This is a genomic window from Geomonas agri (assembly GCF_020179605.1).
GTDB classification, from domain to species: domain Bacteria; phylum Desulfobacterota; class Desulfuromonadia; order Geobacterales; family Geobacteraceae; genus Geomonas; species Geomonas agri.
Window position 1 is genome coordinate 67,824 of sequence record NZ_JAINZO010000001.1, and the last position, 25,117, is coordinate 92,940.

General features: G+C 53.6%; 21 protein-coding genes. 15 read left to right on the forward strand and 6 right to left on the reverse strand.

Annotated elements, in window-relative coordinates:
• The first annotated feature begins 145 nt into the window (after positions 1 to 145).
• Positions 146 to 1,306 (forward strand): Na+/H+ antiporter NhaA, encoded by a 1,161-nt coding sequence (gene nhaA / locus K7R21_RS00330; RefSeq protein ID WP_224981197.1) that lies wholly within the window; start codon positions 146 to 148, stop codon positions 1,304 to 1,306.
• 334 nt (positions 1,307 to 1,640) lie between these two features.
• The gene (locus K7R21_RS00335) at positions 1,641 to 2,105 is read left to right on the forward strand and encodes a universal stress protein (RefSeq protein ID WP_185244760.1); all 465 of its coding nucleotides are present in this window, start codon (positions 1,641 to 1,643) and stop codon (positions 2,103 to 2,105) included.
• Between the two features lie 40 nt (positions 2,106 to 2,145).
• On the opposite strand, the gene K7R21_RS00340 is transcribed toward K7R21_RS00335, so the two are convergent.
• A complete protein-coding gene (locus tag K7R21_RS00340; protein ID WP_224981198.1) occupies positions 2,146 to 4,749 on the reverse strand; it encodes a plasma-membrane proton-efflux P-type ATPase in 2,604 nt (867 codons plus the stop codon).
• Positions 4,750 to 4,758: 9 nt separating this feature from the next.
• Positions 4,759 to 5,121 carry a SpoIIAA family protein gene (locus K7R21_RS00345; protein WP_185244762.1) on the reverse strand — a complete coding sequence of 121 codons (363 nt, stop codon included), beginning with the start codon at positions 5,119 to 5,121 and terminating at the stop codon, positions 4,759 to 4,761.
• A 1,802-nt stretch (positions 5,122 to 6,923) separates the two neighbouring features.
• Between K7R21_RS00345 and K7R21_RS00350 the strand changes: the two genes are divergently transcribed.
• The 10 genes from K7R21_RS00350 (at position 6,924) to K7R21_RS00395 (ending at position 16,271) form a co-directional block, all read left to right on the forward strand.
• Complete coding sequence (locus K7R21_RS00350; RefSeq protein ID WP_224981199.1) at positions 6,924 to 7,397, forward strand: hypothetical protein; 474 nt, start codon at positions 6,924 to 6,926, stop codon at positions 7,395 to 7,397.
• A 187-nt stretch (positions 7,398 to 7,584) separates the two neighbouring features.
• A complete protein-coding gene (locus K7R21_RS00355) occupies positions 7,585 to 7,887 on the forward strand; it encodes a hypothetical protein (protein WP_224981200.1) in 303 nt (100 codons plus the stop codon).
• A 309-nt stretch (positions 7,888 to 8,196) separates the two neighbouring features.
• Positions 8,197 to 9,747: a hypothetical protein gene (locus tag K7R21_RS00360; RefSeq protein WP_224981201.1), complete on the forward strand. Its 1,551-nt coding sequence runs from the start codon at positions 8,197 to 8,199 to the stop codon at positions 9,745 to 9,747.
• A gap of 454 nt (positions 9,748 to 10,201) precedes the next feature.
• Positions 10,202 to 10,846: a hypothetical protein gene (locus K7R21_RS00365; protein WP_224981202.1), complete on the forward strand. Its 645-nt coding sequence runs from the start codon at positions 10,202 to 10,204 to the stop codon at positions 10,844 to 10,846.
• Positions 10,847 to 10,894: 48 nt separating this feature from the next.
• On the forward strand, positions 10,895 to 11,269 hold the full coding sequence (locus K7R21_RS00370; RefSeq protein WP_224981203.1) for a hypothetical protein: 375 nt from the start codon (positions 10,895 to 10,897) through the stop codon (positions 11,267 to 11,269).
• Positions 11,270 to 11,325: 56 nt separating this feature from the next.
• Positions 11,326 to 11,898, forward strand: coding sequence for a hypothetical protein (locus K7R21_RS00375; protein WP_224981204.1), 573 nt, complete (start codon positions 11,326 to 11,328; stop codon positions 11,896 to 11,898).
• Positions 11,899 to 12,097: 199 nt separating this feature from the next.
• Positions 12,098 to 12,985 carry an ArdC family protein gene (locus K7R21_RS00380; protein ID WP_224981205.1) on the forward strand — a complete coding sequence of 296 codons (888 nt, stop codon included), beginning with the start codon at positions 12,098 to 12,100 and terminating at the stop codon, positions 12,983 to 12,985.
• Positions 12,986 to 13,239: 254 nt separating this feature from the next.
• Positions 13,240 to 14,241 (forward strand): tyrosine-type recombinase/integrase, encoded by a 1,002-nt coding sequence (locus tag K7R21_RS00385; protein WP_224981207.1) that lies wholly within the window; start codon positions 13,240 to 13,242, stop codon positions 14,239 to 14,241.
• A gap of 87 nt (positions 14,242 to 14,328) precedes the next feature.
• On the forward strand, positions 14,329 to 15,213 hold the full coding sequence (locus K7R21_RS00390) for a PIN domain-containing protein (RefSeq protein WP_224981209.1): 885 nt from the start codon (positions 14,329 to 14,331) through the stop codon (positions 15,211 to 15,213).
• A 734-nt stretch (positions 15,214 to 15,947) separates the two neighbouring features.
• Positions 15,948 to 16,271, forward strand: a complete 324-nt coding sequence (locus K7R21_RS00395; protein ID WP_224981211.1) for a hypothetical protein — start codon at positions 15,948 to 15,950, stop codon at positions 16,269 to 16,271.
• Between the two features lie 193 nt (positions 16,272 to 16,464).
• Here K7R21_RS00395 and K7R21_RS00400 read toward each other — a convergent pair whose 3' ends face one another.
• Together K7R21_RS00400 and K7R21_RS00405 are read right to left on the reverse strand one after the other, a co-directional pair.
• Complete coding sequence (locus K7R21_RS00400) at positions 16,465 to 16,794, reverse strand: Ig-like domain-containing protein (RefSeq protein WP_224981214.1); 330 nt, start codon at positions 16,792 to 16,794, stop codon at positions 16,465 to 16,467.
• 49 nt (positions 16,795 to 16,843) lie between these two features.
• Complete coding sequence (locus K7R21_RS00405; protein WP_224981215.1) at positions 16,844 to 17,317, reverse strand: Lrp/AsnC family transcriptional regulator; 474 nt, start codon at positions 17,315 to 17,317, stop codon at positions 16,844 to 16,846.
• A gap of 166 nt (positions 17,318 to 17,483) precedes the next feature.
• Here K7R21_RS00405 and ald point away from each other — a divergent pair, with 166 nt between their 5' ends.
• Positions 17,484 to 18,599 (forward strand): alanine dehydrogenase, encoded by a 1,116-nt coding sequence (gene ald / locus K7R21_RS00410; RefSeq protein ID WP_224981217.1) that lies wholly within the window; start codon positions 17,484 to 17,486, stop codon positions 18,597 to 18,599.
• Between the two features lie 163 nt (positions 18,600 to 18,762).
• Here ald and K7R21_RS00415 read toward each other — a convergent pair whose 3' ends face one another.
• Both K7R21_RS00415 and K7R21_RS00420 read right to left on the reverse strand, forming a co-directional pair.
• Positions 18,763 to 19,614, reverse strand: a complete 852-nt coding sequence (locus K7R21_RS00415; protein WP_224981218.1) for an ABC transporter substrate-binding protein — start codon at positions 19,612 to 19,614, stop codon at positions 18,763 to 18,765.
• Positions 19,614 to 21,491, reverse strand: coding sequence for a TonB-dependent receptor plug domain-containing protein (locus K7R21_RS00420; RefSeq protein ID WP_224981219.1), 1,878 nt, complete (start codon positions 21,489 to 21,491; stop codon positions 19,614 to 19,616). The genes K7R21_RS00415 and K7R21_RS00420 overlap by 1 nt, the downstream gene beginning before the upstream one ends.
• A 362-nt stretch (positions 21,492 to 21,853) precedes the next feature.
• On the opposite strand from K7R21_RS00420, the gene K7R21_RS00425 reads away from it, so the two are divergent.
• Both K7R21_RS00425 and hgcA read left to right on the forward strand, forming a co-directional pair.
• The gene (locus K7R21_RS00425) at positions 21,854 to 23,797 is read left to right on the forward strand and encodes an ATP-binding protein (RefSeq protein WP_224981220.1); all 1,944 of its coding nucleotides are present in this window, start codon (positions 21,854 to 21,856) and stop codon (positions 23,795 to 23,797) included.
• A gap of 172 nt (positions 23,798 to 23,969) precedes the next feature.
• Positions 23,970 to 25,115, forward strand: coding sequence for a mercury methylation corrinoid protein HgcA (gene hgcA / locus K7R21_RS00430; protein WP_263630503.1), 1,146 nt, complete (start codon positions 23,970 to 23,972; stop codon positions 25,113 to 25,115).
• Positions 25,116 to 25,117 lie beyond the last annotated feature (2 nt).

A 25,117-nucleotide genomic window follows, 5' to 3' on the forward strand; every position in this document is an offset into this window, starting at 1 on the left:
TAAACAGGGACGCGCAATATCTTTTGATGGTAAACGTTTTTGAAAATTTACCTCATATATGCTTGAAATTAACATACAGCTGAGCAATCCATATTTGTAGTGCAAAGGCAGCAATAACCTTAATATATTTTATTGTGGAGTAAAAATGGTGGCAAGGGTTGTAAGGAAAAATTACAAAAAAATTACGGGACTTTTTTTCGACTTTTTCGAGAGCGAAAAAACTTCAGGAGTTCTGCTAATTGTTTGCACCGTTTTTTCCATACTAATGGCAAATTCATCCGGTCGGTCCCTGTATATTGGTACGTGGCATTATGAAATTCTTGGACACAGCCTACAATACTGGATCAACGACGGACTTATGGCTATTTTTTTCTTGCTGATCGGGTTGGAAATCGAGAGAGAAATATATGTTGGCGAACTATCTAACCGACAAAACGCTTTGCTACCGATTGCCGCAGCCATTGGTGGCATGGCGACACCGGCACTGTTTCACTTCCTCCTCAATCGAGAGACAGCAACAGTGCACGGCGCTGGAATCCCCATGGCAACGGATATCGCTTTCGCACTTGGAATCTTATCCCTGGTGGGAAACAAAGTGCCAACTTCGCTTAAGGTTTTTCTGGCAGCTCTGGCCATCATTGATGATTTAGGCGCTATTATAGTCATTGCTGTTTTTTACGTGGCAGACTTTTCATTGATTTATTTTACCTTGGCTTTAGCGATATTTGGTCTACTCCTGCTGCTAAACCGCTGCAACATAAATCGCCTTTCTGTTTATCTCATTCTAGGTGGCATCATGTGGTTTTTTATGCTCAAGTCTGGTGTCCACGCCACCATTGCCGGGGTCTTGTTAGCATTTGCTATTCCATTCCGGCAAATCCGGAACAATTCGCCATCATATAGGCTACAGCACTTTTTACATAAGCCTGTTGCCTTTTTCATTATGCCAATTTTCGCTCTAGCCAATACAGGTATCACGTTGACTGGAAACTGGGCAGAAGGACTTGCGACTTCCAATAGTCTAGGCATTATAGCAGGCTTACTGGGAGGCAAGCCGTTGGGAATATTCTTGTTTAGCTACCTCTCAGTTAAAGCAGGACTGTCAAAGTTGCCGAATCGTGTTGGCTGGAAGCATATCATCAGCGTTGGTTTTCTTGGCGGAATAGGATTTACAATGTCTATTTTTATCACGCTGCTTGCTTTCGGAGACTCCACAGTTGTTGAGAGCTCTAAGCTCAGCATTTTGCTCACTTCCGTGCTCTCCGGTACCATCGGCTTCATGTTGTTGAGCCGACAGTCAACATAGGTTGTGGCTAATTTTTAAACAATACGTTGCCCAAATTAAACGGTATTTTGCCCCAGTATCGACATCCATGTTTGTGGAAAGGCTTCGAATTTTAAGCCAGTATCGGCGTCCCCACGGTGCCCCCCCTATGAACTATTGAGCCTTTACAGATTGAGAGGTGAGTCTCAAAATACCGATGTTGGGTTGAAATTGGATGACGATCGACAACTTATTATGCGATGTACTACATCAGCTACGGACTAATGAATTCAGCAAAGTGTGCGCAAAGCGTATAATGAGTGGAGAGGCTGCCGGTACGGAGTCTTCATTCCATTGTACTTTCGGAGGAAAAGCCATGAGATTCGCGAAAATTCTCGTTGTGAACCGCCTTTCCCAGTATACGCGGGACGCCGTGCGCTACGGGGGCATGCTGGCTACATGCTTCCAGGCCGACCTCCTCGTACTGCGGGTCATCTCAAATCCTGTGGACCAGGAGGCGTTGAACGCGCCGAGTCTGTTCATCAAGGGGGAAAAATACAAAACGATCAGCAGCATCGAGGAGCAACCCCGGGAGGATCTGGAGAGGGTGATCAGGGAAGAGGTGCCGACAACATTGTCGGTTACCGGATTGGTGACGGATCGTGATCCCCTCCCCGAGATAACCAGGATAGTACGGGAGGAGAAGGTCGATCTGCTGGTTGTCCTAGCCCACGAGCAGTCCCGTCTTGAGAACCTGCTGTTCCCCGATAACCACGGGCTGATCAGGACGCTGCCTTGCTCCATCCTCCTCATGAAGCATGAGCCGCGTCCGGTAGGATAGGGGAAACGATGAGCGACGATATGCTGCAGCGAGGAGAGGGTCAGGCGATTACCCGCCCCTTGCGCAGCAGTCGGTAGACCTCGATCTTGGCCAAATCGTTAATGAAGAACCAGACAAGGGCGTAGCCCCAGACCAGCAGGGCGTAGCCCCAGCCGATGGGTGCGATGAACCAGCCGTAGACCGCGAAGAGTGTGGCCGCCATCTTGGTCGAGACTGCCGCCCAGAAGAGCAGTGAGGCCGGGTAGGGCGGTTGCCAGAACCGGCGTTCGGTACGGGTCACGAATATGGTGAGATGACCGGCGATGGCTAGTTTTAAAAAGACGAAACTTTGCACCACGTCGGGGGGGAGTTTCAGATAGAGTTTGGCTAGGTAGAAGATACCGAAACTCGCGATTACGCCCAGGACGCCGAGCACCGTCGCTATGGTCATCACTTCGGTCATATTCCAGCGGATCGGCCGATCATCAGCCTTGGTGTTGTCTAAGGCTGTGGCGAGGATAGGGATGTCGTTAAGAAACGCCAGTATGATGATCATGATCGCGGTGACAGGGTAGAAGTTGAATATGAGAATCGAAGCGGTCATGAAAAGAATCACCCGGATGGTCTCCGCGATCCGGTAGATGCTGTAGCTTTTCATCCTCTCGAAGGTGATCCTCGCCCCCTTTATCGCCTCGACTATGACCGATAGTCCTGGTGTGAGCAGAATCAGATCGGCCGCGGCCCGTGCCGCGTCTGTCGCTCCGGAGACCGCTATGCCGGCATCTGCTTTTTTCAAGGCGGGAGCGTCGTTGACTCCGTCGCCGGTCATGCCGACGATATGGCCTCCCTTCTGCAGTTTGTCCACGATGAGATACTTGTCCTCGGGGAAAACCTGGGCGAATCCGTCGGCACCTTCGATAAGCGTGATGATCTCCGATTCGTGACTGTGCACGTATCCCTTGGGCAAAGCCAAAGCTCCGAATTCCCTTTCAAGGGCCTGCGCCACCGACTTCCCGAAACGCAGTGCCTCCTCTTCTTTCACGTCGGGTGACAGCTTCCCAAATACCGCCTTCGCAACCACCTCACCCAAAAGAACCAACTCCCGGGTGCTTGCCCCACTCAGTTCCTGCGCGCTCGAAATTTCAGCGCCGATTCCGAGTTCCTCGGCTATGTGCCTGGCTATGGCGATGTTGTCGCCGGTGACCATCTTGATATCGATGCCGAGACGTTTGGCCTCATCAATGGTGCTGCGCGAATCTTCCCTGGGTGGGTCGAAAAGGGGGATGAGTCCAAGGAAAGTGAAGAATTGCTCCTCGGGCCGCTTCCTCGCAACCCCCAGGGTCCGGAAACCGCTCTCGGCGAATTCCTCAACCCGCCTCGCTGTCTCAAGGTGCTCGAGACGCTCATCGCAGAGAGAGAAAACCACCTGCGGGGCCCCCTTGGTGACAACGGAACGCTCGCCCCCCGCTTCGACAACAGCCTCTGTCCTCTTGTTCACCGGGTCGAACGGAGTGAAGGATATCTGCCTGTATTGAGCAAGTTCGGTACCGCCACTGGCCTTGAGCAGGTCGAAGATGGGGCGCTCGATCGGGTCTTCGTTTTCTTCCCTGGAGGCGAGGGCGGCACAGAGGAGCAGTTCGTTCAGGTCATGGCCCTTGGCGGGCGACGGGTCCGCGACGGTCATCCTGTTCTGCGTCAAGGTCCCGGTCTTGTCGGAACAGAGGATATCAACCCCGGCAAGTTCTTCGATGGCGACCAAACGGCTAACTACCGCATGCTTCTTGGCAAGGTTCATGGCTCCCACCGCCATGGTCACCGAAAGTATGGCAGGCATTGCCACGGGAATCGCGGCGACCGTCAGGACCAGGGCAAATCTTAGGATCTCCAGCATGTTCTCGTGGCGAAACATCGCGGTGAACAGGATGAGTGCCACAAGGAAGACGGTAAGAATGATCAAGTAATTGCCGATGTTGATGACCGCTTTCTGAAAATGGCTCTTCTCTTCCTGCTGCGCCTGAGCGACCAGCGCCACTGTTTTGCCGAAGAAGGTGTTTAGCGCGGTGTTGGTAACGACGCCAAGCATCTCCCCCTGTTTCACCACTGAATTGGCGTAGGCTATGTCACCTTCCTTCTTGCTTGCCGGCAAAGACTCACCAGTAAGCGCCGACTGGTCCGCAAGGATGTAATCCCCCGCGATGAGTTTTATGTCCGCTGGAATCAGGTCGCCGATCCTGACTTTGACGATGTCACCCGGCACAAGGCTCTTGGCATCGATGGTCTGGAACCCGCCGTCGCGAAGTACAAGGGCCGTTTTGGCCAGCTTCTCTTTCAGTACCGTGAGGGCGTTAAGGGCCTTCGATTCCTGCCAGAAGTCTATCCCCACATTGGTCATCAGGAGAGCCAGAATGATGGTGAAATCGTCCCATTTGGCGACTAACGCGGACAAAAGCGCGGCGATTTCGATCATCCCCGGGATCGGTCCCCAGAAACGCCTCAGTAGCCTATGCCCCAGCGACTCGATCTTTTCTGGTATTTCGTTGTACCCGTAGAGTTTCAGCCTTTGGCTTGCCTCGCTCGATGAGAGGCCGTTGGCCCTGTCCGTCCGCAACTCTCGCAGGGTCTCCTCAACGGATAATGACGAAAATGATTCGGTGCTCTTGGCCATGGCGCCACTCTATTCGCTCAGCCAGCGCCGAGCATGTTTCAGGTCGTCGTTAGAGAAAATCCTGACCTGTCCGGGCATGAAAAAGCCGAACCCCTTAACCGCCGTGGCGATCCATCCCACGTCCGTGACCACCGCCACCCGCTCCCAGGCGGCAAGATGCTGCAATCCAACTTTGGCATCCTCCCAAATGGCTTTAGCTTCAAACCCGGTGAACTCCTGCCCCAAGTGGTAAAGGAACCGTATCTTAATCTGCCGAGCCAACAGTTCCTCAACCGCCGGAATGAGCACCGACCGATAGTCGGCCCCGGTCACCTCTCCCCTCGCCTCAAATTCGAGCATATCGTCAGGCAGTTCGTTGATTCGCACCAGCATGATCGCCTCCTGATCTTAGACTGCTTCCTTCGTAATATTCTACCATCAGTGTATTGATTCGGCGTCACACTTTAACCCAATATCGGCCTGCAAAGTCCCCGGTCATGTATGAACGCGGCGTCCTGCGCTGCCAAAAGCGGCGGTTGTCGCAGGACCGCCTGTGACTTTCTCTGAATTGATGTGATGTCGTAGCGGCGACGGGCTGTATCTTTGTCGGACGCTAATTTAACCGGAGAGTTGGGCAAATGCTGATAGGGACCCTCATGGTGCCCGCTCAACCGGTCGACCCGTTGAGGCCATGGTGTAACGGTCACCACCTTTGGCACGGGCAACCGAAAATACGGCACCTGCGCTGGCGCAGTTGATGGGGCACAGACAGATGATGACGATGGGATTTGGTGTGCGCACGAGCGCTACCAAGGCGGTGCTCTTTGACGGGAGGTCGATCGGCTTTGAAAATTGACCCAACATCGGCGTCCAAGGCCGACCCATCTCTTTCAAAATATCGGGCCATTACAGTTTGAAGTCGAAGAATGCCTATGGTAGGTTAATTGACATCTGGATTTCGTTTTTCGGTAGCCTTCGAAACAATTTTTCGTACCCTGTGTTGTACCCTAAAGTGTTGCAAACATGGTTAACATGTGATACACGGTAAATCATCAGTGAGCGGCTAACCGCTCGAGATTTTAGCAAGTTGTTGGTTTTCTTTAAGTGGGTGAGAACGGTCGGTTGCTCTCATAACCCGAAGGTCACAGGTTCAAATCCTGTCCCCGCAACCAAACGATAACGGCCAGTTAGCTTTCATAGCTAGCTGGCTTTTTTGTTATGTAGGCGCAGATAATGACGCAGGTAGAGGCTAGAACCCTGTCAGTGCTCATTCCCCCACAACAGCAACATTCTCACTATTCCGCATACCCCCCTCGGCACAGACCAGACTACCCACCTGAGGCACTCTCTCCAACAAACAGAACACCAATTATCATCAGCATATTAAACATACTCCTCATCTTCGACCTTAAGTGACCAGCATGCAAATGGAATAGACAACTTTTCATGTATGAATGGTTGCCGAGTGGAATAGTGCGGTTATTGGCATTTAAAGGGCATGGGGTGAGTAGTACCAACACATCCACCTACCGTACGTTCGCCAAGTCTCGACGCCTTTGAAGAAACATGGAGGTGGTAGGTGCTCAAGGTATCCGGTCACATAAGCAGATAGTAAGAAAAGCAAATCCCCAAGGTGATTTCATTTTATATATATAGGCCGAGTAGAGTGGTTGATATGGCAGAGTCCATTTGCTCCGAAAGACAACCCCGGCATGACTTCTGCCAGAATATAAGAACCTCTTAGTCGGAAGCCATGGTCAAGTGTCACCCTGTAAGAGAACACCAGCTAGAAGGCTAATATGGTCGTCGGTTGAGAAGAAACCTGTTTCGGCCTCAGTCGCTTATTTGCTTCGCAAACAATCGCCTTCGATCCGAGTCGCCAGAACCTAAACCTGCTGATATGTATTGGTTTCCCAGCAGTCAGATAGACACAGTTTTTCAGAGTTAAGCGTCATAGATGTGTCGGTTGTTGTCTAAGTGGTTGATGTAGTGGCATTGTCTCAGGGTGTAGAACCCGTTGCTCCAAATCAAAGTAATAAAAACGGGATGTTGTGCTGGTGCTAACAGGGGTGAATGGTTCACAGAGAGGCCGCGGAAGTGCATGACGACCAAGAAATTTCACACGCCATGATTTTTTCGGATTGACAGTAATAGTCTATGCGCGTATATATGCTCATACGCAGAACGGAGGAGCGATGCCAAACAAAAATATCTATGTTGCAGACGAAGACATGCAGATCTTTCAACGAGCGCAGGAGGTCGCAGGAGAGTCTATCTCCAAGGTAATTGTACAAGCTCTGCGGCAGTACCTAGTACAAAAGGACCTTGAAGGGACGGAGTTTAAGGAATGTGAAGCTATGAAGGGTATCTACCGTAATGGCTTGAGCATTGAAAAGGCTAGGTTCATCGGCAAGCATTTGTCGACTATGACGATTGGTGAGCCAGATGATACCAAAATGTTCACCTACGACCTTTACACCACTCGCAAGGGTAAGTTTCTTCTCCAAAGCCAGGTTTGGTATGCAGATGATCCTGAAATAGGTGTGAGCTACGACTTTGAAGTCATAGAAGATTTTAGCAAGCTATACACAAGAGGTTTGCCCTCTAAGTTGATCAAAGATGCAGAAGAACAGTTAGGGAAGTCTCACATTAGATTCCTTGATATCTAATGCAAGGAGGTCTTTGGCTTGAGGATGGTCCGACAGCCAAAAAGTAAAAAGCCCCAAGAGACTGCGGGAACAGTCCAAGGGGCAAGGTCAATGAAACCCTGAGGGAGCACATCAACCAACGTCATCATAAGGGATAACACCCTGTGGTGCAACAAGAAAGACAGGGCTGGAGGCCCAACGAAAACACATGGAAGTAAAGAATTACACCGTAGAAGAAGTCACTAAGCTGTTTACCGATACCGTGATAGCCACGTTTGCTGGTACGGACGATGGCCAGAAGCACCTTAACCGCATTGCTAAGGCGATCACCAACGAGAGCCTAGACAAGCGCATTCAGAGTCAGAGAGAAACGCTTGCTGGGATCGCCTTCAACAAGGAACTCGCCAAGGTGGCTACTAAGACACCTGACAAGGTTTCTGATCTCGTAAGCCGGAAGGCTGCTTGGATCGCTGACTACATTGTCAGGAAGTATGGTGAAGGCGATGAGTAGTCCGACAGTTGCCGACCAGGATACGAGGCCGTGCAAACCGCCTTATGTAATCATTAATGATGCGGCCACTGATTCGTGCATGAACTCTGGGATGAGAACCATCGTCATGCATGAAGCTCACGTCGAAGAGCAGGCTGACGGAAGTGTTGTGGTAAAAGGAACCCCTGCATACGTGAACAGCTTAGATGCTGCCGTGACATGGGTGAAGATGCTTAGAGGCGACATCAAGCCGAAATAACCGACACTACCGGTATCTTGAAAACAGGGGAGGCTAACACAGCTCCCCTCTTTTTGTATGGAGCTGATGCAATGAGCGATGGCGGTAAACAAAATCCCTTTGACAATTCGCGTCTTTTAGATGTCCACCGATGGAGCCAGCACCCTAATGTCGTGAAGGCAATAGAAGCCTTAGCTGTTGAATTTGGATTCAAGGACAAACGGTTCGTGAAGTGTCTCCGTATGGTGGTGATGGATCTGTATCAAGCGTGGAGAGTTGACCGGACCCAGTACCTGACCTATTCACGTGGAGAGAATGAGTACCGTGGCGGCACACGGTATAACAAACTCAGAATCAAATACGACGCATTGACGAAGACAGTGGATGCGCTTAAGGCCGAGGGGTACATTGAGCATCACATCGGAGGGTACTTCTTTAACGAGCACACCGGAACATATTACGGCTTCACCTCCCGCATGAGAGCGGCTAGGAAACTGATCCGTTTGATTGTTAGCCACAAGGTTAAGGCCAAAATGATATCCAGGTGGGAAGATCAAGAGCTAATCGTTAAACGTTCGGTGCCGGTAGAGGTAAAGCAAGGCAAGAAGACCATCTGGGTTAAGGAAGATCTGGAGTATGAAGATGAACCCGCGACCATCACCCGCATGCGGAAGAGGCTGATGGCCTACAACGACCTCCTCAACAAAACCTACATCGACGTGGACGATGATCACCTAACGGCAGAGGAGCAGCACGAACTGAGACAATACAGACTTGACCTCTCCCGAAAGAAAGTCCATCGGGTGTTTAACAACAACAGTTGGACACAAGGAGGCCGCTTCTATGGGGCGTGGTGGATGGAATGCCCTAAGATCCTGAGAAAGTACATCATCATCGACGGGGACCCGACAGTAGAGCTTGACTACTCAGGGATGCACATACACCTCCTGTATGCGATTGAGAAGATCAATTATGCTGCTGAAGGTGAAGATCCCTACGTCATTGAGGGATTTCCAAACAGGGGACTGAACAAGTATGTCTTCCTCATAGCCGTAAATGCTGAAGATGATGAGGACTGCATTCGGGGGGTGTGGAAACGATTGGTCGACAAGAGGAAGCTCAAAGAGTACGGGATCACTAGTCAAGACCAAATACGAGATGTTCTGCTAGCCATTAAGGCAAAGCACCAACCGATTAAGAAATACATCGCGTCTGGATACGGTGTGAAGTTGCAATACATTGACTCTTGCATTGCGGATAAGGTGACAACCTACTTCACTGAACGTAACATCTCGATATTGACTGTCCACGATAGCTTCATTTGTACCCAGTTGACTGAGATGGTGCTGCTCGATGTCATGAAGACAGCGTTCGTCTTTGAGATAAAGAAACTGGTCGATGTTGCTTATGTTAGCGATGCAGATGAAATTTGGTATAACACTGGTCTGGTAGAGAAAGAACAGGCCAATGACCCCATCATCGACGTTGACAGGAAAGCACTCTCTTATGAACAGTACATTGCTATAAAGAACAGTGTGAAACTGTATGACCAGCGGAGGCGGGAACTCAGGTGGAAGCTGACTGGTGACACAAATCTGCTGTGCAAGCTGACGAACAGAGAGCACTCGACTCAGGTAGGATGATCGGCACTGTATCCGGTAAAGGTGGCAGAAGTACAAGGCTGATCTGATGCTACCCCCAGTTCCTACATTACTTGCGGCTTTTCTGGTGTAAGGATTTGAAAACATTATATATTTGTGAGCGAGGGCGATTGTGGTGTTGGAGGGTGGTTGGAGTCATTTGGGGTATTAAGGCTTCTCTCTATTCCACTACGTAGGAGATTGGTTGAAATGTTAGTGGCAATTAAAATTAAAAAGCTTCCACCTCGGTATGCCTCTATAGTATAGGTTTTTAAAACGCACTCATGTTGACTTATTCAGGTGTCATCAAAAGGGAAGGCGGCGAGGTGGTTGTTGTCGGAGAGGTGCCCAGATTGCTGTCGTTATAACTATTAGCCTTTGGATTGCCTCTTTTGCTGCGGAATTTTAAATAGTTAGAGTAATAGTATTCTTATGATACTTGAGGAGGATTAAGTTTATGAGTGACTCCAGTCTAATTGATGCTGTGTCTGAGGCTGCGTACAGCGAATTTAATCAGCTTGTGAGTATGTATCAAAGGACAGATGGTTTAGAGAATTGTATTCACTTGATGCAACCAAATGTTATTATCGAGATAGTGCAAAATGCAAGTAATAATCTTGCAGAATTGGGTGTAGATGTTATGAATAGTATGTATGAGTTTTATTATGATAGGCTTGATTATCAACAAAAGATGAATTATCAGCCATCGTTGAAGATACAAAAAGGACTTCACGGCAGTCTACTGGAAGGATCTGACGCTCTGCAAAGGGAGATTGATCACTATGGTGTTGTTTTTAATAGATCACTAGAAAGACTGCAGCATGGTTCCGGTGCTAATTCTATTGGTGGTGCAGCACTTGGTGGCGTAATAGGGTCAATATTTGGCCCAATAGGGAGTGTCCTTGGCGGACTAGCTGGAGGAGCTTTAGCCGGGGACGCTGCAAATAATGACTTGTCACAGGTTGCCCAACAGTTGTGCGTCGAGTTTGGTCATGTCGTTGAGTCAACCAATACTTTTCTTGAAACAATGGCTAATAGAATGCTTGAGACTATACGCAAATACAACCTCCTGTTCGAGGGCGATAGTATGTTGAACTATTAATAATCATCTATGCAGATTTTATAGTTACAGTAATGCTAAGGGGGGGGTATGACTGTTGATGAGCGTTTCCTTGCGTTGATTAGGTCAAAGTCGGTAGATGAATTGAAAACGTTTATAGAGGAGAAATACAATTATTTTATTAAAAGACATGGTATCCCAGATGTTTCATTCGGAATCAATGGCGCTAACGAGTTCATAGCTGCACTGTTCTTAGCAGATTATGACCAAACTACTACAAAAAAGATCTACGACAATTTGGATATGTACTTCGGATCAAGGTGTAGGAATCCCCTCCATTTCAGTGATTTTATGGATACAGTCGTAAACGAAAGTTGCATAAAGTACCAAACTTGGAGTGAGGCCTTTAAATATTTTTATTATAGCCACAAGGCCTGGATTAGGTATCTTAGGTGTGCTAGTTAAATTTTTCCGTACTCATAGTGTGGTGTAAATTCAATATTTAAAATGGAGTGAATGTTATGTCTGTTAATCCATGGAGTGGACCCAGTGTAGATGCTGCATTTAACCACTACGATCAGTATGTACAAAAAAGTGGTTTCGGATTTAACGAGAAACTTTACAGCTCTTACTTCCCTAACTATGACATTCAACAAATAGTGGCGCCAGGCTTCAAAGTTGCAGAGTATGTGCACACACATTACTTCAAACAATTTGGTACCAGCGATGTTAAGAATAAAGCTTGGAGTGAGCTGTCAGAGTGGTATCATAGGATTATTTTGACTGGCGCCATGGTAGCATATAAATTGATCGAAAAGTCACTGTCTAATTACAATATTGATGCCCAGTGTAACAATGTTCATTCTCTCCTTATTGACTCTCAGAACACTGATAAAATGGTAACTCTTTTTCATAAAGCTGCTGAAATCGATGGAGTTTTATTTCAGCTTTTTGAAAAACAATTTTACAGGCTTATGGATGATATCCGAGGCACTTGGATAGATGATGGGCAGTTAGTAGCAACAATCATGTACAGAAATTTCCATCATGGTTACTTTGGATTGCTGTTGAGCAATACTTATTTAAAGTCATAACAATATAATGAATACGTCTTAGTAGGCCTTGCATGATGTGCAAGGCCTTTTTTTATGTCTTTTACTTTATATCCAATCTAGTCTCGCCTTCAGTCAACCGCAATCTTGTTTCCAGGCAATCATTAACTAGGACAATATGTATATGCCATCGAGGCACAGGTGCGTCTACTGTCCTACACAATCAAAAGGAGGAGTAACCATGTGTAAAGTCTACGATCTCATCAACAGCCGAATCATGGAGTTATTGGAGCAAGGAACCGTACCATGGAGGAAGACATGGAGTGCAGGTGGCAACTATCCGAAGAACATCAGTGGTCGTGAGTACAGAGGTGTCAATGTTTTCATTTTGGCATGTCAGGAGTTCAGCTCTCCATATTGGATGACTTTCAAACAGGTGCAAGATCGTGGTGGTCATGTCATCAAGGGATCACGCAGCGTACCTGTGGTGTTCTGGAAATGGGTTAATCGTAAGGATGTCGATGGTGCTGATAGTGAGGAGGGCCGTAATGGCAAGGTTCCATTAGTCCGGTACTATAGCGTGTTCAACCTTGAGCAGACTGAGGGTGTCACGCATCCAGAGTCTCCGGTGGCAATCAACGATCACCAGCCATTACCGTTGCCAGAGCAGATTACTATGGGGATGCCACACAGACCAGACATTAGGTTCGGAGGCAACAGAGCATACTACTCACCAACTCTTGATTATGTGCAGTTACCACACCTTAGCTCGTTTGAAACACCAGAGGAATACTACTGCTGCTTGTACCATGAGTTGTCACATAGCACCGGCCATGCCAGTAGGGTTGGCCGTAAAGGGATCATTGAGCTGAGCTACTTTGGTTCCCACGAGTACAGCAAAGAAGAACTTGTGGCTGAGATGTCAGCAGCATTCCTATGCGGGTACACTGGGATTGAGAACATCACCATCGAAAATAGTGCTGCTTATATCGCTGGGTGGCTGAAAGCTCTTAAGAACGACAAGACGCTCTTGATCCATGCCGCAGCACAAGCTCAGAAGTCAGCAGATTACATCCTTAATAGAAAAGGAGGTGAAGATGACCAAGTAGCAGATGACACCGCAGAATAGACCACGAAGTAATCCCCCCCCTTGGCAGCCCTCTTATTTTACCACTAGTAACATTCTTTCAAACTAAGCCTCTATTAATCCCACTAGTTAAACCCATATCCTCACCTGTCCCTAAGTCTAAATTCCCGTCAGAAATCAAATTTGGAAGCCTATTAGCCAGGTCTGTCACTCATTAATCCCACTAGTCCAAGTAGCAGTCAACTAAGGAGCTAACCAGCTCCTATTTTTGTGTCCAAACCACAGGAGGTATTACAATGTCAGTCTACAAACGTGGAGCTAAAGGTGTGTTCTACATGAACTTTACCGTTAACGGTGTCCGTGTGTTCAAGAGCACTGGTAAGTTTACCAAGAAGGAAGCTAAGCATGCTGAAGCAATGGAACGTCAGAAACTGATGGAACAGGCTAGTCTGACACCGCAGGAGATAGCAGCACGTACACCGTTATCGGAGGCTATTGAGCAGGTCTACCAGACTCGTTGGAAGAACAACAAGGACGGTAAGCAGTCCCGCACCAGAGCGCTTAGGCTAATCGAGCTGATCGGTGATGTACAAGTCGGTTCAATTAACGAGGATGTTGTCAGGACGATCATCTACAAGTTGGAAGTCACCAAGGTCAAGTCTGCTACTGTGAACCGTTACCTTGAGGTGCTGAAGACCATCCTCCGGTATAAGAGGCAGGAGTGGGATTTCATTCACCTGAAGAAACAACCGAAGGGGCGTATCCGCGTACTGTCCAAGCAGGAGGAAGATAAGGCTATCAAGCTGTTACGCGAGACGGATCATTGCAGCAGGAGACATTTCTACCCTCAAGTAGCCGATCTAGTTGAAATCCTTCTTGATACGGGATGCAGGTTAAGCGAGGTACTGAACCTCCAGTATGATGATGTCAACTTCGACACGAACCTGATCTCTATCTGGATCAACAAAGGTGACCGACCGAGGAGCATTCCGATGACCTCCAGGGTGCGCGGGATTCTACTGGAGCGACAGAAGAGTAATAAGAAGAAGCCTTTTACGGTTACCATCTATCAGGCAGGTAAGGCGTGGGCATGGGTACGCAAAGAGATGGCGCTTGAAAGGGATAACGAGTTCGTGTTACATGCTCTTCGACACACTTGTGCTACCAGGCTAGTTAACAAGGGTGTAGACCTTTATGTTGTCAAGGAATGGCTTGGCCATAGCAGCATTCAGGTCACGGAGCGGTATGCTCATTTGTCTCCGCATAAGTTAGCCCATGCTGCTAAGATGCTTGAATAGTATTCTGCGGTTATAGGCAAGGGACCAGTCACCATTAGCTGGTCTCTTGCTGTGTATTTACGTTAATTCTGTAAAAGGAGGTCGGAGGTGACACACAAGTACTATCGCCTTCTTAATAACGATGATAAAAGTCTTGATACTTCTTCTATATCACAATCACTTAGTAAGATAACTGGTTTTGGCTCAAACGATTATATAAGGCCAGTAGTTGCAGGAGGGGGAGATATAATCTCAGTTGTAGCTGACGAATCAGAATTTAAGGGGCATTTTTCATCTGGCATGGTGGTTCTACCATATCAAAATGTTAAGGTGGAGCTGCCGAGTGTTGAGCGCAAGCTGGAAGCTTTGATAAATAAATACGGTCTCGTCAATATTCACTTTACTGAATTATTTGGTAGAAGCAAAATCTTAAAACACAAACTACCTGATTTTCTTGCTGACTACTTAGAAATAGTAAGAAACCCACATATGACATGCTTGTCTATTTCTAAAACAGATAAAGAATTATTAGAGGTGTTTAGGTGTAGTAAGGCAACAAGGGAAGAAATATTTTTCATGTTATTTTGGAATAATATGGATAGACTGGTGAATGCCATACCAAATAACAGCATCATTCATATCTACATGGAGCAAGAATACAGTTTAGACAATAGGTCGTTTATCAAACCAGCAGATAAACTGTTTTCAAAATTGCATTCTGGTATAAGTCAACTCATCGAGAGAAGGCCTGATAAATACATATCTATTTGTAAACACCCTCATTTTTTCACCAAGAAGGCACTTTATTACAGTTCATTATCAGATCTTATATCTTATGCTTCAAATAAAATTCAAAATAAAATCGATGTTGGAGTGAATGAAAAGAAAATTATCAAAGAGTACAGACCCGTATTGCGTTTATTAAAGGCACTATTCCCAAACACATCAGGATTGGCGAGCGAGAAGTTAGTTGAACTGATTGATAAAGGTTAGCAGCCTCTGTCGGAAAAGCTCGCACATGCAGCAGCTATACTAGAGACATATCATGGTTCCGCTGACGCAAGGTTGACGCAGATATAAGAAGATAGTGTTACAAGGACCATGTAGAGTGAATGGCTAAGTGTCCGAAATGATGAGGGGTGAGGTGTAGCCGAGGCTCTCATAACCCGAAGGTCACAGGTTCAAATCCTGTCCCCGCAACCAATCAATCAAGGCCAGTTAGCTGAAACAGCTAACTGGCTTTTTTGTTATTCAGCCCGCAGGCAATGACTTAGGTGGAGGCAAGGACCTCCATCAAAACTCATACAGAGCAGGAAGGCTTTTCCCCTACCTAGCAGCCCACCAAGTTCATCCTGTCATTCAACACCTAAAAATATAATAAGAACAGGGATGTCAGCAGTCCCGGAGCATTTCTCCATCTCGCCTAATGTCATTGCCACGGACGTATACATCGGATCTTCCTTTGTTGCCTCTGCTATCTGTGGGGCTTCACCAGGCAATCTGCCGTAGTTATCATAGGTTCTCCCCCAGGCAAAAATCGTGTCAGAGTGGTGGTGCTCAAAAATTGGTTCCTTCTGTTCAGAAAAAGTTCACTATACGCAGCTCTTCGGCTCAAGTACACAAATTCATTTGATTACATTTTGCTAATTTTTGGCCTGTATTTTGTATTCCCTAATGGAGGTATCCGGATACCAGCGGGAAGAGACTATGCACCCAAAGGGGGAATTATGAAAAAGATCTTGGTAATATTGGCGTTCACGCTGCTACAGGTAGGTATTGCTACAGCGGGCGATCACAGTGGCAGCTACGGGAGTGGTTACGGAAGTAGTTACGGAATTGGCAGCAGTTATGGAAGCAGGTACGGCTCTTCTTCTGTCACAGTTCGAGACTCCGGCAGCATGAATACATACCGCGGGTATAGAGATAACTCGGATGGTTACACACGAGTTAGGGACTACGAAGGCAATACTCTTCGTGGAACAATAGACAATGATGGATATGGCCGACTGAGGGATCAAGACGGTAATGTACACAAGGTAAGGGGATGGTGATTGTGAGGTGGACTGGGCAGTGGTTATGTTGTCCAGCGCGCTAGAGCAATACAAGCAGTGAATCTGGCTGTGGTGAGCAAATGACAAGTGAACAATGATGGGAAGCAACAACCCCGCCTCGGAGAGAGGCGGTGGCAAGTGGGCCACCTCCTTACGGAGGTGGCTTTTTTTCATGCCGGGCCAATGCCCCGCGTTAGTCGTTGTAGCGTTCCTTGCGCTTGAAGCCGAGTTCGCTGATGGTCGCCTTACGGTAGATCACGTTGCGGGTGACAGTGCTGCTGTTGCCGGCCGCGTCGGTCGCGGTCACGGTGATCACGTACACTCCGCTTTTCAGGAACCTGAGCTGCTGCTTAAAGACACCGGTGCTGTCGACCCTGGGCTTGTAGGTGCGGCCGCTCATTTTTACCGCGACGGTGGCGTTGCCGGCGGTGTCGGCGACGCCACCGGTCAACACGATGCTGCTCTTGCTGGTGGTGATGTCCTGCGCCGGATTGGTGACCGCCATGGTTAGGGCACCGTGCATAGAATGTTGCTCCCGGCGACGGCGGTGACGATGGCCGGAGCGGGGCTAGCTATAGGGGCAGGGAGGTCTTGCTCACCACGGTGCGCAGGGCGAAGGAGGACTGCACCCGCAACACGCCGGGGAGGCCGGTCAGCTTGTTGTGCAGGCGCAGGTAGTCGTCGGTGTCCTTGACGATCACTCGCAGCAGGTAGTCAACGTCGCCGGACATGAGGTAGCACTCCATCACCTCGGGCACGGTGGTGATCGCCACCTCGAAGCTGGACAGCTTTTCCCGCTGCTGACCGTCCAGGGTGACGCGCACGAAGACGTTGCCCGGCTTGCCAATCGCCCCCTGGTCCACCAGCATCACATAGCGATCGATGATGCCGCTTTGCTCCAGATGGCGCACCCGGCGCAGACAGGCCGATTCTGAAAGGCCGACCAGTTCGGCCAGTTGCACGTTGGAGAGCCTGCCGTCCCTTTGCAGCTCGGTCAGAATGGCCCGATCAATCTTGTCTACGGCTCCTGGCGCAAGATCCTTCATCCTGCCTCCTTATCCTTGAAATATTCTGCGAAAAAGTACCCTCTTCGCCCGTGATTCGCAAGGAAAAACGGGCCCTTTTTTGGTATGCTTTCCTACAGGTGCCGGAACTCCGGCCGCGGCTGGGTGAACAGCTTGCAACTGACCAAAAAAAGGAAAGGAAACTAAGATGATCGTCGGGATTCTCAGGGAAATCAAGGTAGAGGAAAATCGCGTCAGCATGACCCCGGCGGGGGTGGAGGTCATGGTGAGTCACGGGCACACCCTGCTGGTGGAGGCCGGCGCTGGCGCCGGCAGCGGCTTCGCGGACGAGGCCTACCTCAAGGCCGGCGCCGAGATCGTGGCCACGCCCGCGGAGATCTACCGCCGCAGCGACATGGTCATGCACGTCAAGGAACCGCAGCCCAGCGAGTACGACCTGATCCGCGAGGGGCAGATCGTCTTCACCTACTTCCACTTCGCCGCAGCCGAGGGGCTGACCCGCGCCTTCATCAAGAGCAAGGCCGTTGCGGTCGCCTACGAGACCATTACCGGCCCGGGTAACTCGCTGCCGCTTCTGACCCCGATGAGCGAGGTCGCCGGCCGCATGGCGGCGCAGCAGGCGGCCAAGTACGCCGAGCGGGCCCAGGGCGGGCGCGGCATCCTCCTGGGCGGGGTCCCGGGGGTGGCGCCTGCCACCGTGGTGGTCATCGGCGGCGGCGTCGTCGGCACCCACGCGGCGCAGATGGCGTGCGGCATGGGGGCCAAGGTATACCTGTTGGACATGAGCCTGGAGCGCCTGCGCCACCTCTCCGAGGTGATGCCCAAGAACTGCTTCCCGGTGATGTCGTCGCCGGCCACCATCCGCGAGCTCGTCAAGGAGGCGGACGTGGTGATCGGGGCGGTGCTCGTGCACGGCGCCAAGGCCCCCAAGCTGGTCACCCGCGACATGCTGAAAACCATGAAACCGGGTGCGGTGCTGGTGGACGTCGCCATCGATCAGGGTGGCTGCTTCGAGACCTCACGCCCGACAACGCACCGCGAGCCGACCTACATCGAGGAGGGAGTGCTGCACTACTGCGTGGCCAACATGCCGGGCGCGGTGCCGCTTACCTCGACGGCGGCGCTCACCAACGCCACGCTCCCCTATGCGGTGGCGCTGGCGGACCGCGGCTGGCACGACGTGGCGCGCAACAATCCCGGTGTCAGGGAGGGGATCAACATCGCGCTGGGGCAGGTTACCTACCGCGGCGTCGCCGAAGCGTTCGGGCTCGAGTACACCCCGGTGGACGAGGTGCTCGCCTAAGCGGGACGGATATGCAGTAGTAACAGGAAGAGGCCAGCCGGTAGACGGCTGGCCTCTTTTATTTTCGTGGGTGTTGTTGTCACGCCGTGTGCACCCGTGGCGGCGTTATGCTGGAGCGGTTGCGGTAAGAAGCAGCGGGTGCCGCTGGAGTGGCTGCAACGGGTTACGGCAACCTCAGGCGCAGTTTGCGCAGCACGCTGTCGTTCACCTGGAGCCGGACCTTGCGGGGGTCGAGCACCGGGATTTTCTGGTAGGTGCCGTTGCGTAACAGGGAGGAGACCAGCTCGCCAGTCTGCACCCCGATGTCGTAGGGGTCGACGTCAAGGGAGGCGGCCGCGCCGTCTCTCAAGTACTGGCCGGTGAATGTGACGGTGGGGATGCCCTGGGTCATGGAAAACAGCAGCAGCGCCTCCATGTTGACCGTGGTCACCACGGTGCTGTCCGGCAACAGCCACAAGAGGTCCACCTCTCCCTTGAGCTTCTCCAGTTTCCCCTGCAGGTCGCGCGAGTGGCGCACCGGTTCCATGGTCAGGGTGATGCCATAGTCGGCCGCATCGGCGGCGGCCCGCTTCAGGTAGAGTCCCGACAGCTTCGGGTCGTAGAGGACCCCGACCCGCTTGGCACCCAGGTGGCTGAACACCTCCAGGTAGCGCTCGGGGGGCGCCACCATGGCGATCCCGCCGACCCGGTCCGACTGGGGCTTTTGCGACAGCGACAGGGAGAGCATGGATACCACCGGCACCTCCCTGATCTTGCGACAGGCGCTCAGGGCCTGGTCCCCGACGGCGACCACCAGCCGCGGGCGCTCCTCCCGGACCAGGCGCTGCACGTCCACTTCGGCGTAGTCGGAGAGTACCAGGGGCTGCTCGTTGGTCCTCGCCGCGGCGCGCAGACCGCGCAGGGCCTCGGAGTAGACCGGGCTGCGGCTCGACTGCAGGATCAGGAGGTCCGAGGCCAGCGCCGGGGCAGCAACGGCACAGGCGACCAGCAGTATGCACAGGAACAGGGGGCGCATCAGAAGCGGAACCTCCCCCCGAATTCGAACCAGCGCGGCGCAGCCTGGCGGAAGTCGTACTCGTACAGCTTGGTGTCGAAGATGTTGCGCAGCGAGAAGAACAGTTCCGGCGAGTAGTCATGGGACGGCAACAGCTTCTGGTTCACGTGCAGGTCGACAAGGGTCGCCACCGAGTGCGCGCCGGGGGTATCGAGGTCCCAGTTGGTGTAGTTGCCGGTCAGGACGCAGGTGAGGCCGGCTGCGGCGTTGTTGTAGCTGAGCGATCCCTTGGCGGCGTGGCGGGGGCCCCTTTGGTTGCTGTCGAGTTCGGCGCCGGTGTTGCTGTTTCTCGCGTCGGTGAAGGTGTAGGCGCCGGTGAGCGCGAAGCCGTGCCAGGGGGAGGTGCGCAGCTCCAGGTCGACGCCGTGGCGGTGCTGGCGCTGCTTGCGCATCGTACCGGACTGGTAGTCGTACTCCTGGACGTTCCAGACGTTGTTGTGAAACAGCATCCCCTTGAGCCAGAGGTAGGGGACTGCGTTGCTCTCCATGCCCCACTGTACCGTGGTTACCTGCTGCAGCTCGTGCTGCACCTCGCCGTTGGTGGAGCCGAAGAAGCTGATCATGGGGAGGCTGTAGCCGCTTGCGGCATAGCCGCGCATGAGGGTGTTTTCGCCCATACGCATGGTGGCGCCCAGGGTGGCGCTGACGGCGTCGTCGAGCAGGTTCAGGTGGTCGACGCGCACGCCCGGGAGCAGCGAAAAGCGGCCGAGGGTGAAGGTACCGTTGGCGTAGGCGGAGTAACGGGTGAGGGTGAGGTCGGCGTCGCTGCCGGGTGCGTGCCGCACCAGTTCCTGCTGGGTCACCCCGATCCGCTCGTACTCCACGCCCGCCTTCACCCCCTGGTGGGCGTCACCCAGGTTCAGGGCGGCCGTGTACCCCTGGTGCACTTCGCGCGCCTCGGCGTTGAAGACAACGAGGCTTTGGGAGAGCAGGCTGCGGCGGTCCACCGTGTCGCGCAGGCCGCCGCGCCCGGTGACCTCGAGGCTGGCGCGTTCGGCCAGCGGCACCTGCAGGGCGAGGTAGCCGTCCACGTAGTGCGTCGTGCCGGTCTGGGACATGTCGAAGAGCGTCGAGCTCATGGTGCCGGCGTCGGTGTAGCGGGCGTCGACGCCCAAGGTGGCCTTGGCGCCTCCCAGGAAATCGTAGGTGATCTTGCCGAAGCCGTGGCGGAAGTCGACGTCGTTGCCGGGGACCAGCCCATCGGAGCGGATGGTCCCCCCGGTCAGGTAATAGCCGAACCGGTCGCTGGTGCCGCTTACCTCGCCCCTCAGGTCGCTGGTCGCCCTCTTGCCGATGGAGGCGGAGGCGAGGCCGGCGGCGCTACGGTCAGCCACCGGTGACTTGGTGACGACGTTGATGACGCCGCCCAGCGCCGAGCCCCAGGCAGCCGAGGCCGCACCCTTGACGATCTCGATGCGCTCGATCATCTGGACCGGGATCATGCCCAGGTGGGCCAGGTTGTCCGAGGAGACGAAGTTCTGGGGCACCCCGTCGATCTGCACCAGGATCTGCCGGTTGGTCGTGCCGAGGATGTCGTAGAGCACGATGCCGCCCGGGGTCTGCAACTGGTCTATCTGCACGCCGGGAACGGTCTGCAACACGTCGGCCACGGTGTGGGCGTTCAGTTGGGCGATTTCATCTGCGGTGACTACGGTGACGTTTTCAGCGATGAGTGATGCGGGGCGGGGCAGGCGCGAGACGCCGACGGGCTGTTCCTCGGAGAGGCCCAGCGAGCGGGTCACCTCGTCCCCGTCTTCTCCCCTGGCGTTAAAGGGCGCCAGCGGGATCAGGAGCATCAGTGAGGCGAGCAAAGATTTGCGGAGAAATTTACCTGTCAAATATCCTGCCCATCAAAAAAAGAACGTTGACAGCTGCATCTTTTTCTGGAAAAACTGACTCAAAAGAGGTGGTATACGTATCAGCTTGATGTGTTGCTGTCAAAGCAATTTCCATTAATACTATTTGATCTCTCTTTTGTGGTTAGTAGTCTACAGTGTTGTTGCTGGATCCTCACTGCAAGCAATAGTTCTACTGTTTCATATCCTTTTGTCACACAAGCATGGCGTCAATTGATCCGGGTTCCGCACCTGCCGCCTGACAAGTGCCCCCTGATCCTACGCCGACCGCGACCTCGGTCATTGCACTCCTGTCCGCCACCCGGCCAAGGGCACTGACGGGGCCAGCCCGGAAAGGGCCCTCCATGAACAGGTTGCCGTTGCCCCAGCGCTTTTGCACCTTCCGCTCCAGCTTTCAATTCAAGCTGCTCCTGCGCTTCACCCTTTTCTCCGCGGTGATAGCCGTGGTCTGCGGCACGCTGTTCGTGCTGTACCAGATCCACCAGAACAAGAGCCATGCCGAGCAGATGCTGCAACTGCAGGCGCACGCCCTGGCTGACTCGGTGCGCCTGCCGCTGTACGCGGAAAGCATCGAGCTATTGGAAGCCCATGCCATCGACAGCCTGCGCCTTCCCGAGATCCGGGGCGTCGAAATCGTCAGCGCCCGCGGCAAGGTGCTGGTCCGGCTCCCCGCCTCCTTTGCCGGCCCGTCCGATGACATGATCCGTCAGCGGGTCGAGGTGCACGGCCATCCCATAGGCCTTGCGCCGGAAGAGGTCCTCGTCGGCGAGTATGGCACCCCGGGAGACCTGGTGGGGGAGGTGCGGCTGTACCGGGGCACCGACGATCTGTGGCGGGATGGGCGCCGCCTGGCGGCCCTGAGCGTGATCCTTGCCACCGTCTGCTGGCTCTTCGTGAGTCTTTCCTGCTACGTGATCCTGAGACGCGTGACCGCCTCCTTCAACAGCTTGATGCGCGGGATGGAAAAGGTTCACGGCGGGGACTACGTCTCGCGCATCGACATCGTTTCCGACGACGAACCGGGGCGTGCCTCGGCGTCGCTCAACGAGCTGGCCGAGTCGCTCAGGCAGCGCGAGGAGGAGAACCGCCGTCTGCACGCGGAACTCATGGCCGCCATGGACTTCGAGATCGCCTCCAAGGAGCAGCTGGTCTCCGTCAACCTGGACCTGGAAAAGGAGATCGAGCAGAGGACCCAGGCGCGCCAGGAGCTGAAGAACCTGGTGCAGCAGCTCCCCTTGGGCATCGTCTGGTCCGATGAAAAGGGCGACATCGAGTACCTCAACTCGTTCATGCTGGACACCTTCGGCTACGGTGCCGAAGAGGCGCCCGATCTGGACGCGCTGTTTACCCTCATCTGCCCCGATCCGGACTACCGCGCCGCGGTCCTCGAAAAGCGGCGCGGCTCCATCGCGGCGTGGGAACAGGGAAACCTGGTCACCTTCTACGAGGTGCGCGCCCAGTGCCGGGACGGGTCGCCGCGCCACCTCAACTGCAGCAGCCAGCGTTCCGGCACCAGGATCGTCGACCTCATGATCGACATGACCGAGCGCGAACTCTTGCAGCAGCAAATCGTCCGCAACCAGAAGCTGGAATCGATCGGCGTCTTGGCCGGCGGCATCGCCCACAACTTCAACAACGCCCTGACCGGGGTACTCGGCTACATCTCCTTCGCCAAGAAGTTCCTGGACCCGGGCCACGGCGCCCACGAACTGCTGCTGCAGGCGGAAAAGGCGACCAAGCGCGCCGCCGGTTTTGCCAACCAGCTCCTGTGCTTCGCCAATGGGGGCGCCCCAATGAGAAAGGGGGTGCCGGTCGCGGCGCTGGTTGAGGAGGCGGTGCAGTCCTCCACCATGGGGACCCGGGTTCGTGCCGCCATCGAGCTCGCCGATGATCTCCCGCCGGTCTTCGTGGACGACGGGCAGATGCGCCAGGCCTTCAACTGCATCTGCATCAACGCGGTGCAGGCCATGCCGGAGGGGGGGGAGCTCATCGTGCGGGGGAGACTGGTCTCCAGCGACCGGGAGCGGCTGCCGGCTCCCTTGCACGGCTGTTACGTGGAGCTTTCCTTCCGGGACCAGGGGTGTGGCATCCGCGACGAGCACAAGTCCAGCATCTTCACCCCGTATTTCACCACCAAGGCGGAACTGGGAACCGGGCTGGGACTCGCCACCGTGCACTCCATCGTCACCAGGCATGGCGGCATGGTCACCTTCGACTCGCAGTGGGGGAAGGGGACCACCTTCACCCTCTACCTCCCGATCTTCTGCATGGAATCGTCCGGGTCCTAGCCGCATGGTCAATAAAAAAGCAGCCAGCCCGCGAGCACCTTCTGCTCCAGGTCGGCGATGGGGACCAGGACGGCCCGGACCGTCCTTCTTTTTTTCTGGACATAAACTTGACCGGCACCTCAGAAAACCGCTATAGAGAGAAGGTGTCTGAGACAACGGGCAAGAGGTGACTATGGAGATCAGGCAGTTCAAGAAAATCGCGGTCAAGCAGAACGCATGCAACAGCGCGCCAGGTGTAGCGGGGGACACCGCGACTCCTCCCTGCTGAGGTCCCCCCACCTCCGCGGGCGGCGGAGAAATCAGCGAAAAGGTTCCCGGTTTCCTACAGTGGGTCCCGGTGCTGTCCGGACGGGCGCCTCGGATCGCTACCGAACTCACGTTCAGGGACCACGCTGGCGCCTGCCTCGCGCGCTGGGGGATCAACCGGATGACCTTCATGGTCCCTCCCGGCCTCTACGCCATCGGTGTGCCCGACAGCGAGGCGCCGGTCGTGGTGACCGCGAACTACAAGATGAGCTACGACCTCGTGCGCCAGACGCTCGCGGGGAGGACCGTCTGGCTCCTGGTCCTGGAGACCTACGGTATCAACGTCTGGTGCGCGGCGGGGAAGGGGACCTTCGGCACCGGCGAACTGGTGCGCCGCATCGAAGCGACCGGGCTTGCCGGCGTGGTGAGCCACCGGCGCCTCATCCTCCCCATCCTGGGCGCGGCCGGTGTCTCGGCGCACCGGGTGAAGCAAAAAAGCGGCTTCGAGGTCGCCTACGCCACGGTGCGCGCCGCCGATCTTCCCGCCTACCTCGACCGCGGCGAGGCGACGCCCGCCATGCGCGAACTGCGCTTCAACTGGTACGATCGCCTGGTACTGATCCCGGTGGAGCTGGTCCTGGCCGCCAGGCCGGTGCTCCCGGCGACGGCGCTGGTCTACCTCGCGGCGCGACTTTTGTGGGGTGCCGATGTCGCGGCCGCCGCGGCGCTGGCCCTTTTGGGCGCGGTCTTCACCGGTATCGCGATCGGGCCGCTCTTGCTGCCGGTGCTGCCGGGACGGAGCTTCGCGGTCAAGGGCGCCTGCGCCGGAGCCGTCTACTCTGCGCTTCTGTACGCCTGGGCTGGAGGCGCGGGGTGGGTTTGGGCGGCGACGCTGGCCTGTTTCCTGGCACTGCCGGCGGTCTCCTCCTTCTACACCCTCAATTTCACTGGCTGCACCACCTACACGTCCAAGTCGGGGGTGAAAAAGGAGATGCGCCTGGGACTCCCGGTCATGGGGGGAGCCGTGGTCGCCGCGCTGTTCATCGTCATAGCCGGTCGCCTTCTGGCCTGAGG

Coding starts and splice junctions, on each gene's coding strand:
- nhaA (WP_224981197.1), top strand. CDS start 146: ATGGTGGCAAGGGTTGTAAGGAAAAATTACAAAAAAATTACGGGACTT.
- K7R21_RS00405 (WP_224981215.1), bottom strand. CDS start 17,317: ATGAAGGATCTTGCGCCAGGAGCCGTAGACAAGATTGATCGGGCCATT.
- K7R21_RS00400 (WP_224981214.1), bottom strand. CDS start 16,794: ATGCACGGTGCCCTAACCATGGCGGTCACCAATCCGGCGCAGGACATC.
- K7R21_RS00425 (WP_224981220.1), top strand. CDS start 21,854: ATGAACAGGTTGCCGTTGCCCCAGCGCTTTTGCACCTTCCGCTCCAGC.
- K7R21_RS00395 (WP_224981211.1), top strand. CDS start 15,948: ATGAAAAAGATCTTGGTAATATTGGCGTTCACGCTGCTACAGGTAGGT.
- K7R21_RS00380 (WP_224981205.1), top strand. CDS start 12,098: ATGTGTAAAGTCTACGATCTCATCAACAGCCGAATCATGGAGTTATTG.
- K7R21_RS00335 (WP_185244760.1), top strand. CDS start 1,641: ATGAGATTCGCGAAAATTCTCGTTGTGAACCGCCTTTCCCAGTATACG.
- K7R21_RS00385 (WP_224981207.1), top strand. CDS start 13,240: ATGTCAGTCTACAAACGTGGAGCTAAAGGTGTGTTCTACATGAACTTT.
- K7R21_RS00355 (WP_224981200.1), top strand. CDS start 7,585: ATGGAAGTAAAGAATTACACCGTAGAAGAAGTCACTAAGCTGTTTACC.
- K7R21_RS00365 (WP_224981202.1), top strand. CDS start 10,202: ATGAGTGACTCCAGTCTAATTGATGCTGTGTCTGAGGCTGCGTACAGC.
- ald (WP_224981217.1), top strand. CDS start 17,484: ATGATCGTCGGGATTCTCAGGGAAATCAAGGTAGAGGAAAATCGCGTC.
- K7R21_RS00375 (WP_224981204.1), top strand. CDS start 11,326: ATGTCTGTTAATCCATGGAGTGGACCCAGTGTAGATGCTGCATTTAAC.
- K7R21_RS00360 (WP_224981201.1), top strand. CDS start 8,197: ATGAGCGATGGCGGTAAACAAAATCCCTTTGACAATTCGCGTCTTTTA.
- K7R21_RS00340 (WP_224981198.1), bottom strand. CDS start 4,749: ATGGCCAAGAGCACCGAATCATTTTCGTCATTATCCGTTGAGGAGACC.
- K7R21_RS00350 (WP_224981199.1), top strand. CDS start 6,924: ATGCCAAACAAAAATATCTATGTTGCAGACGAAGACATGCAGATCTTT.
- K7R21_RS00345 (WP_185244762.1), bottom strand. CDS start 5,121: ATGCTGGTGCGAATCAACGAACTGCCTGACGATATGCTCGAATTTGAG.
- K7R21_RS00370 (WP_224981203.1), top strand. CDS start 10,895: ATGACTGTTGATGAGCGTTTCCTTGCGTTGATTAGGTCAAAGTCGGTA.
- K7R21_RS00415 (WP_224981218.1), bottom strand. CDS start 19,614: ATGCGCCCCCTGTTCCTGTGCATACTGCTGGTCGCCTGTGCCGTTGCT.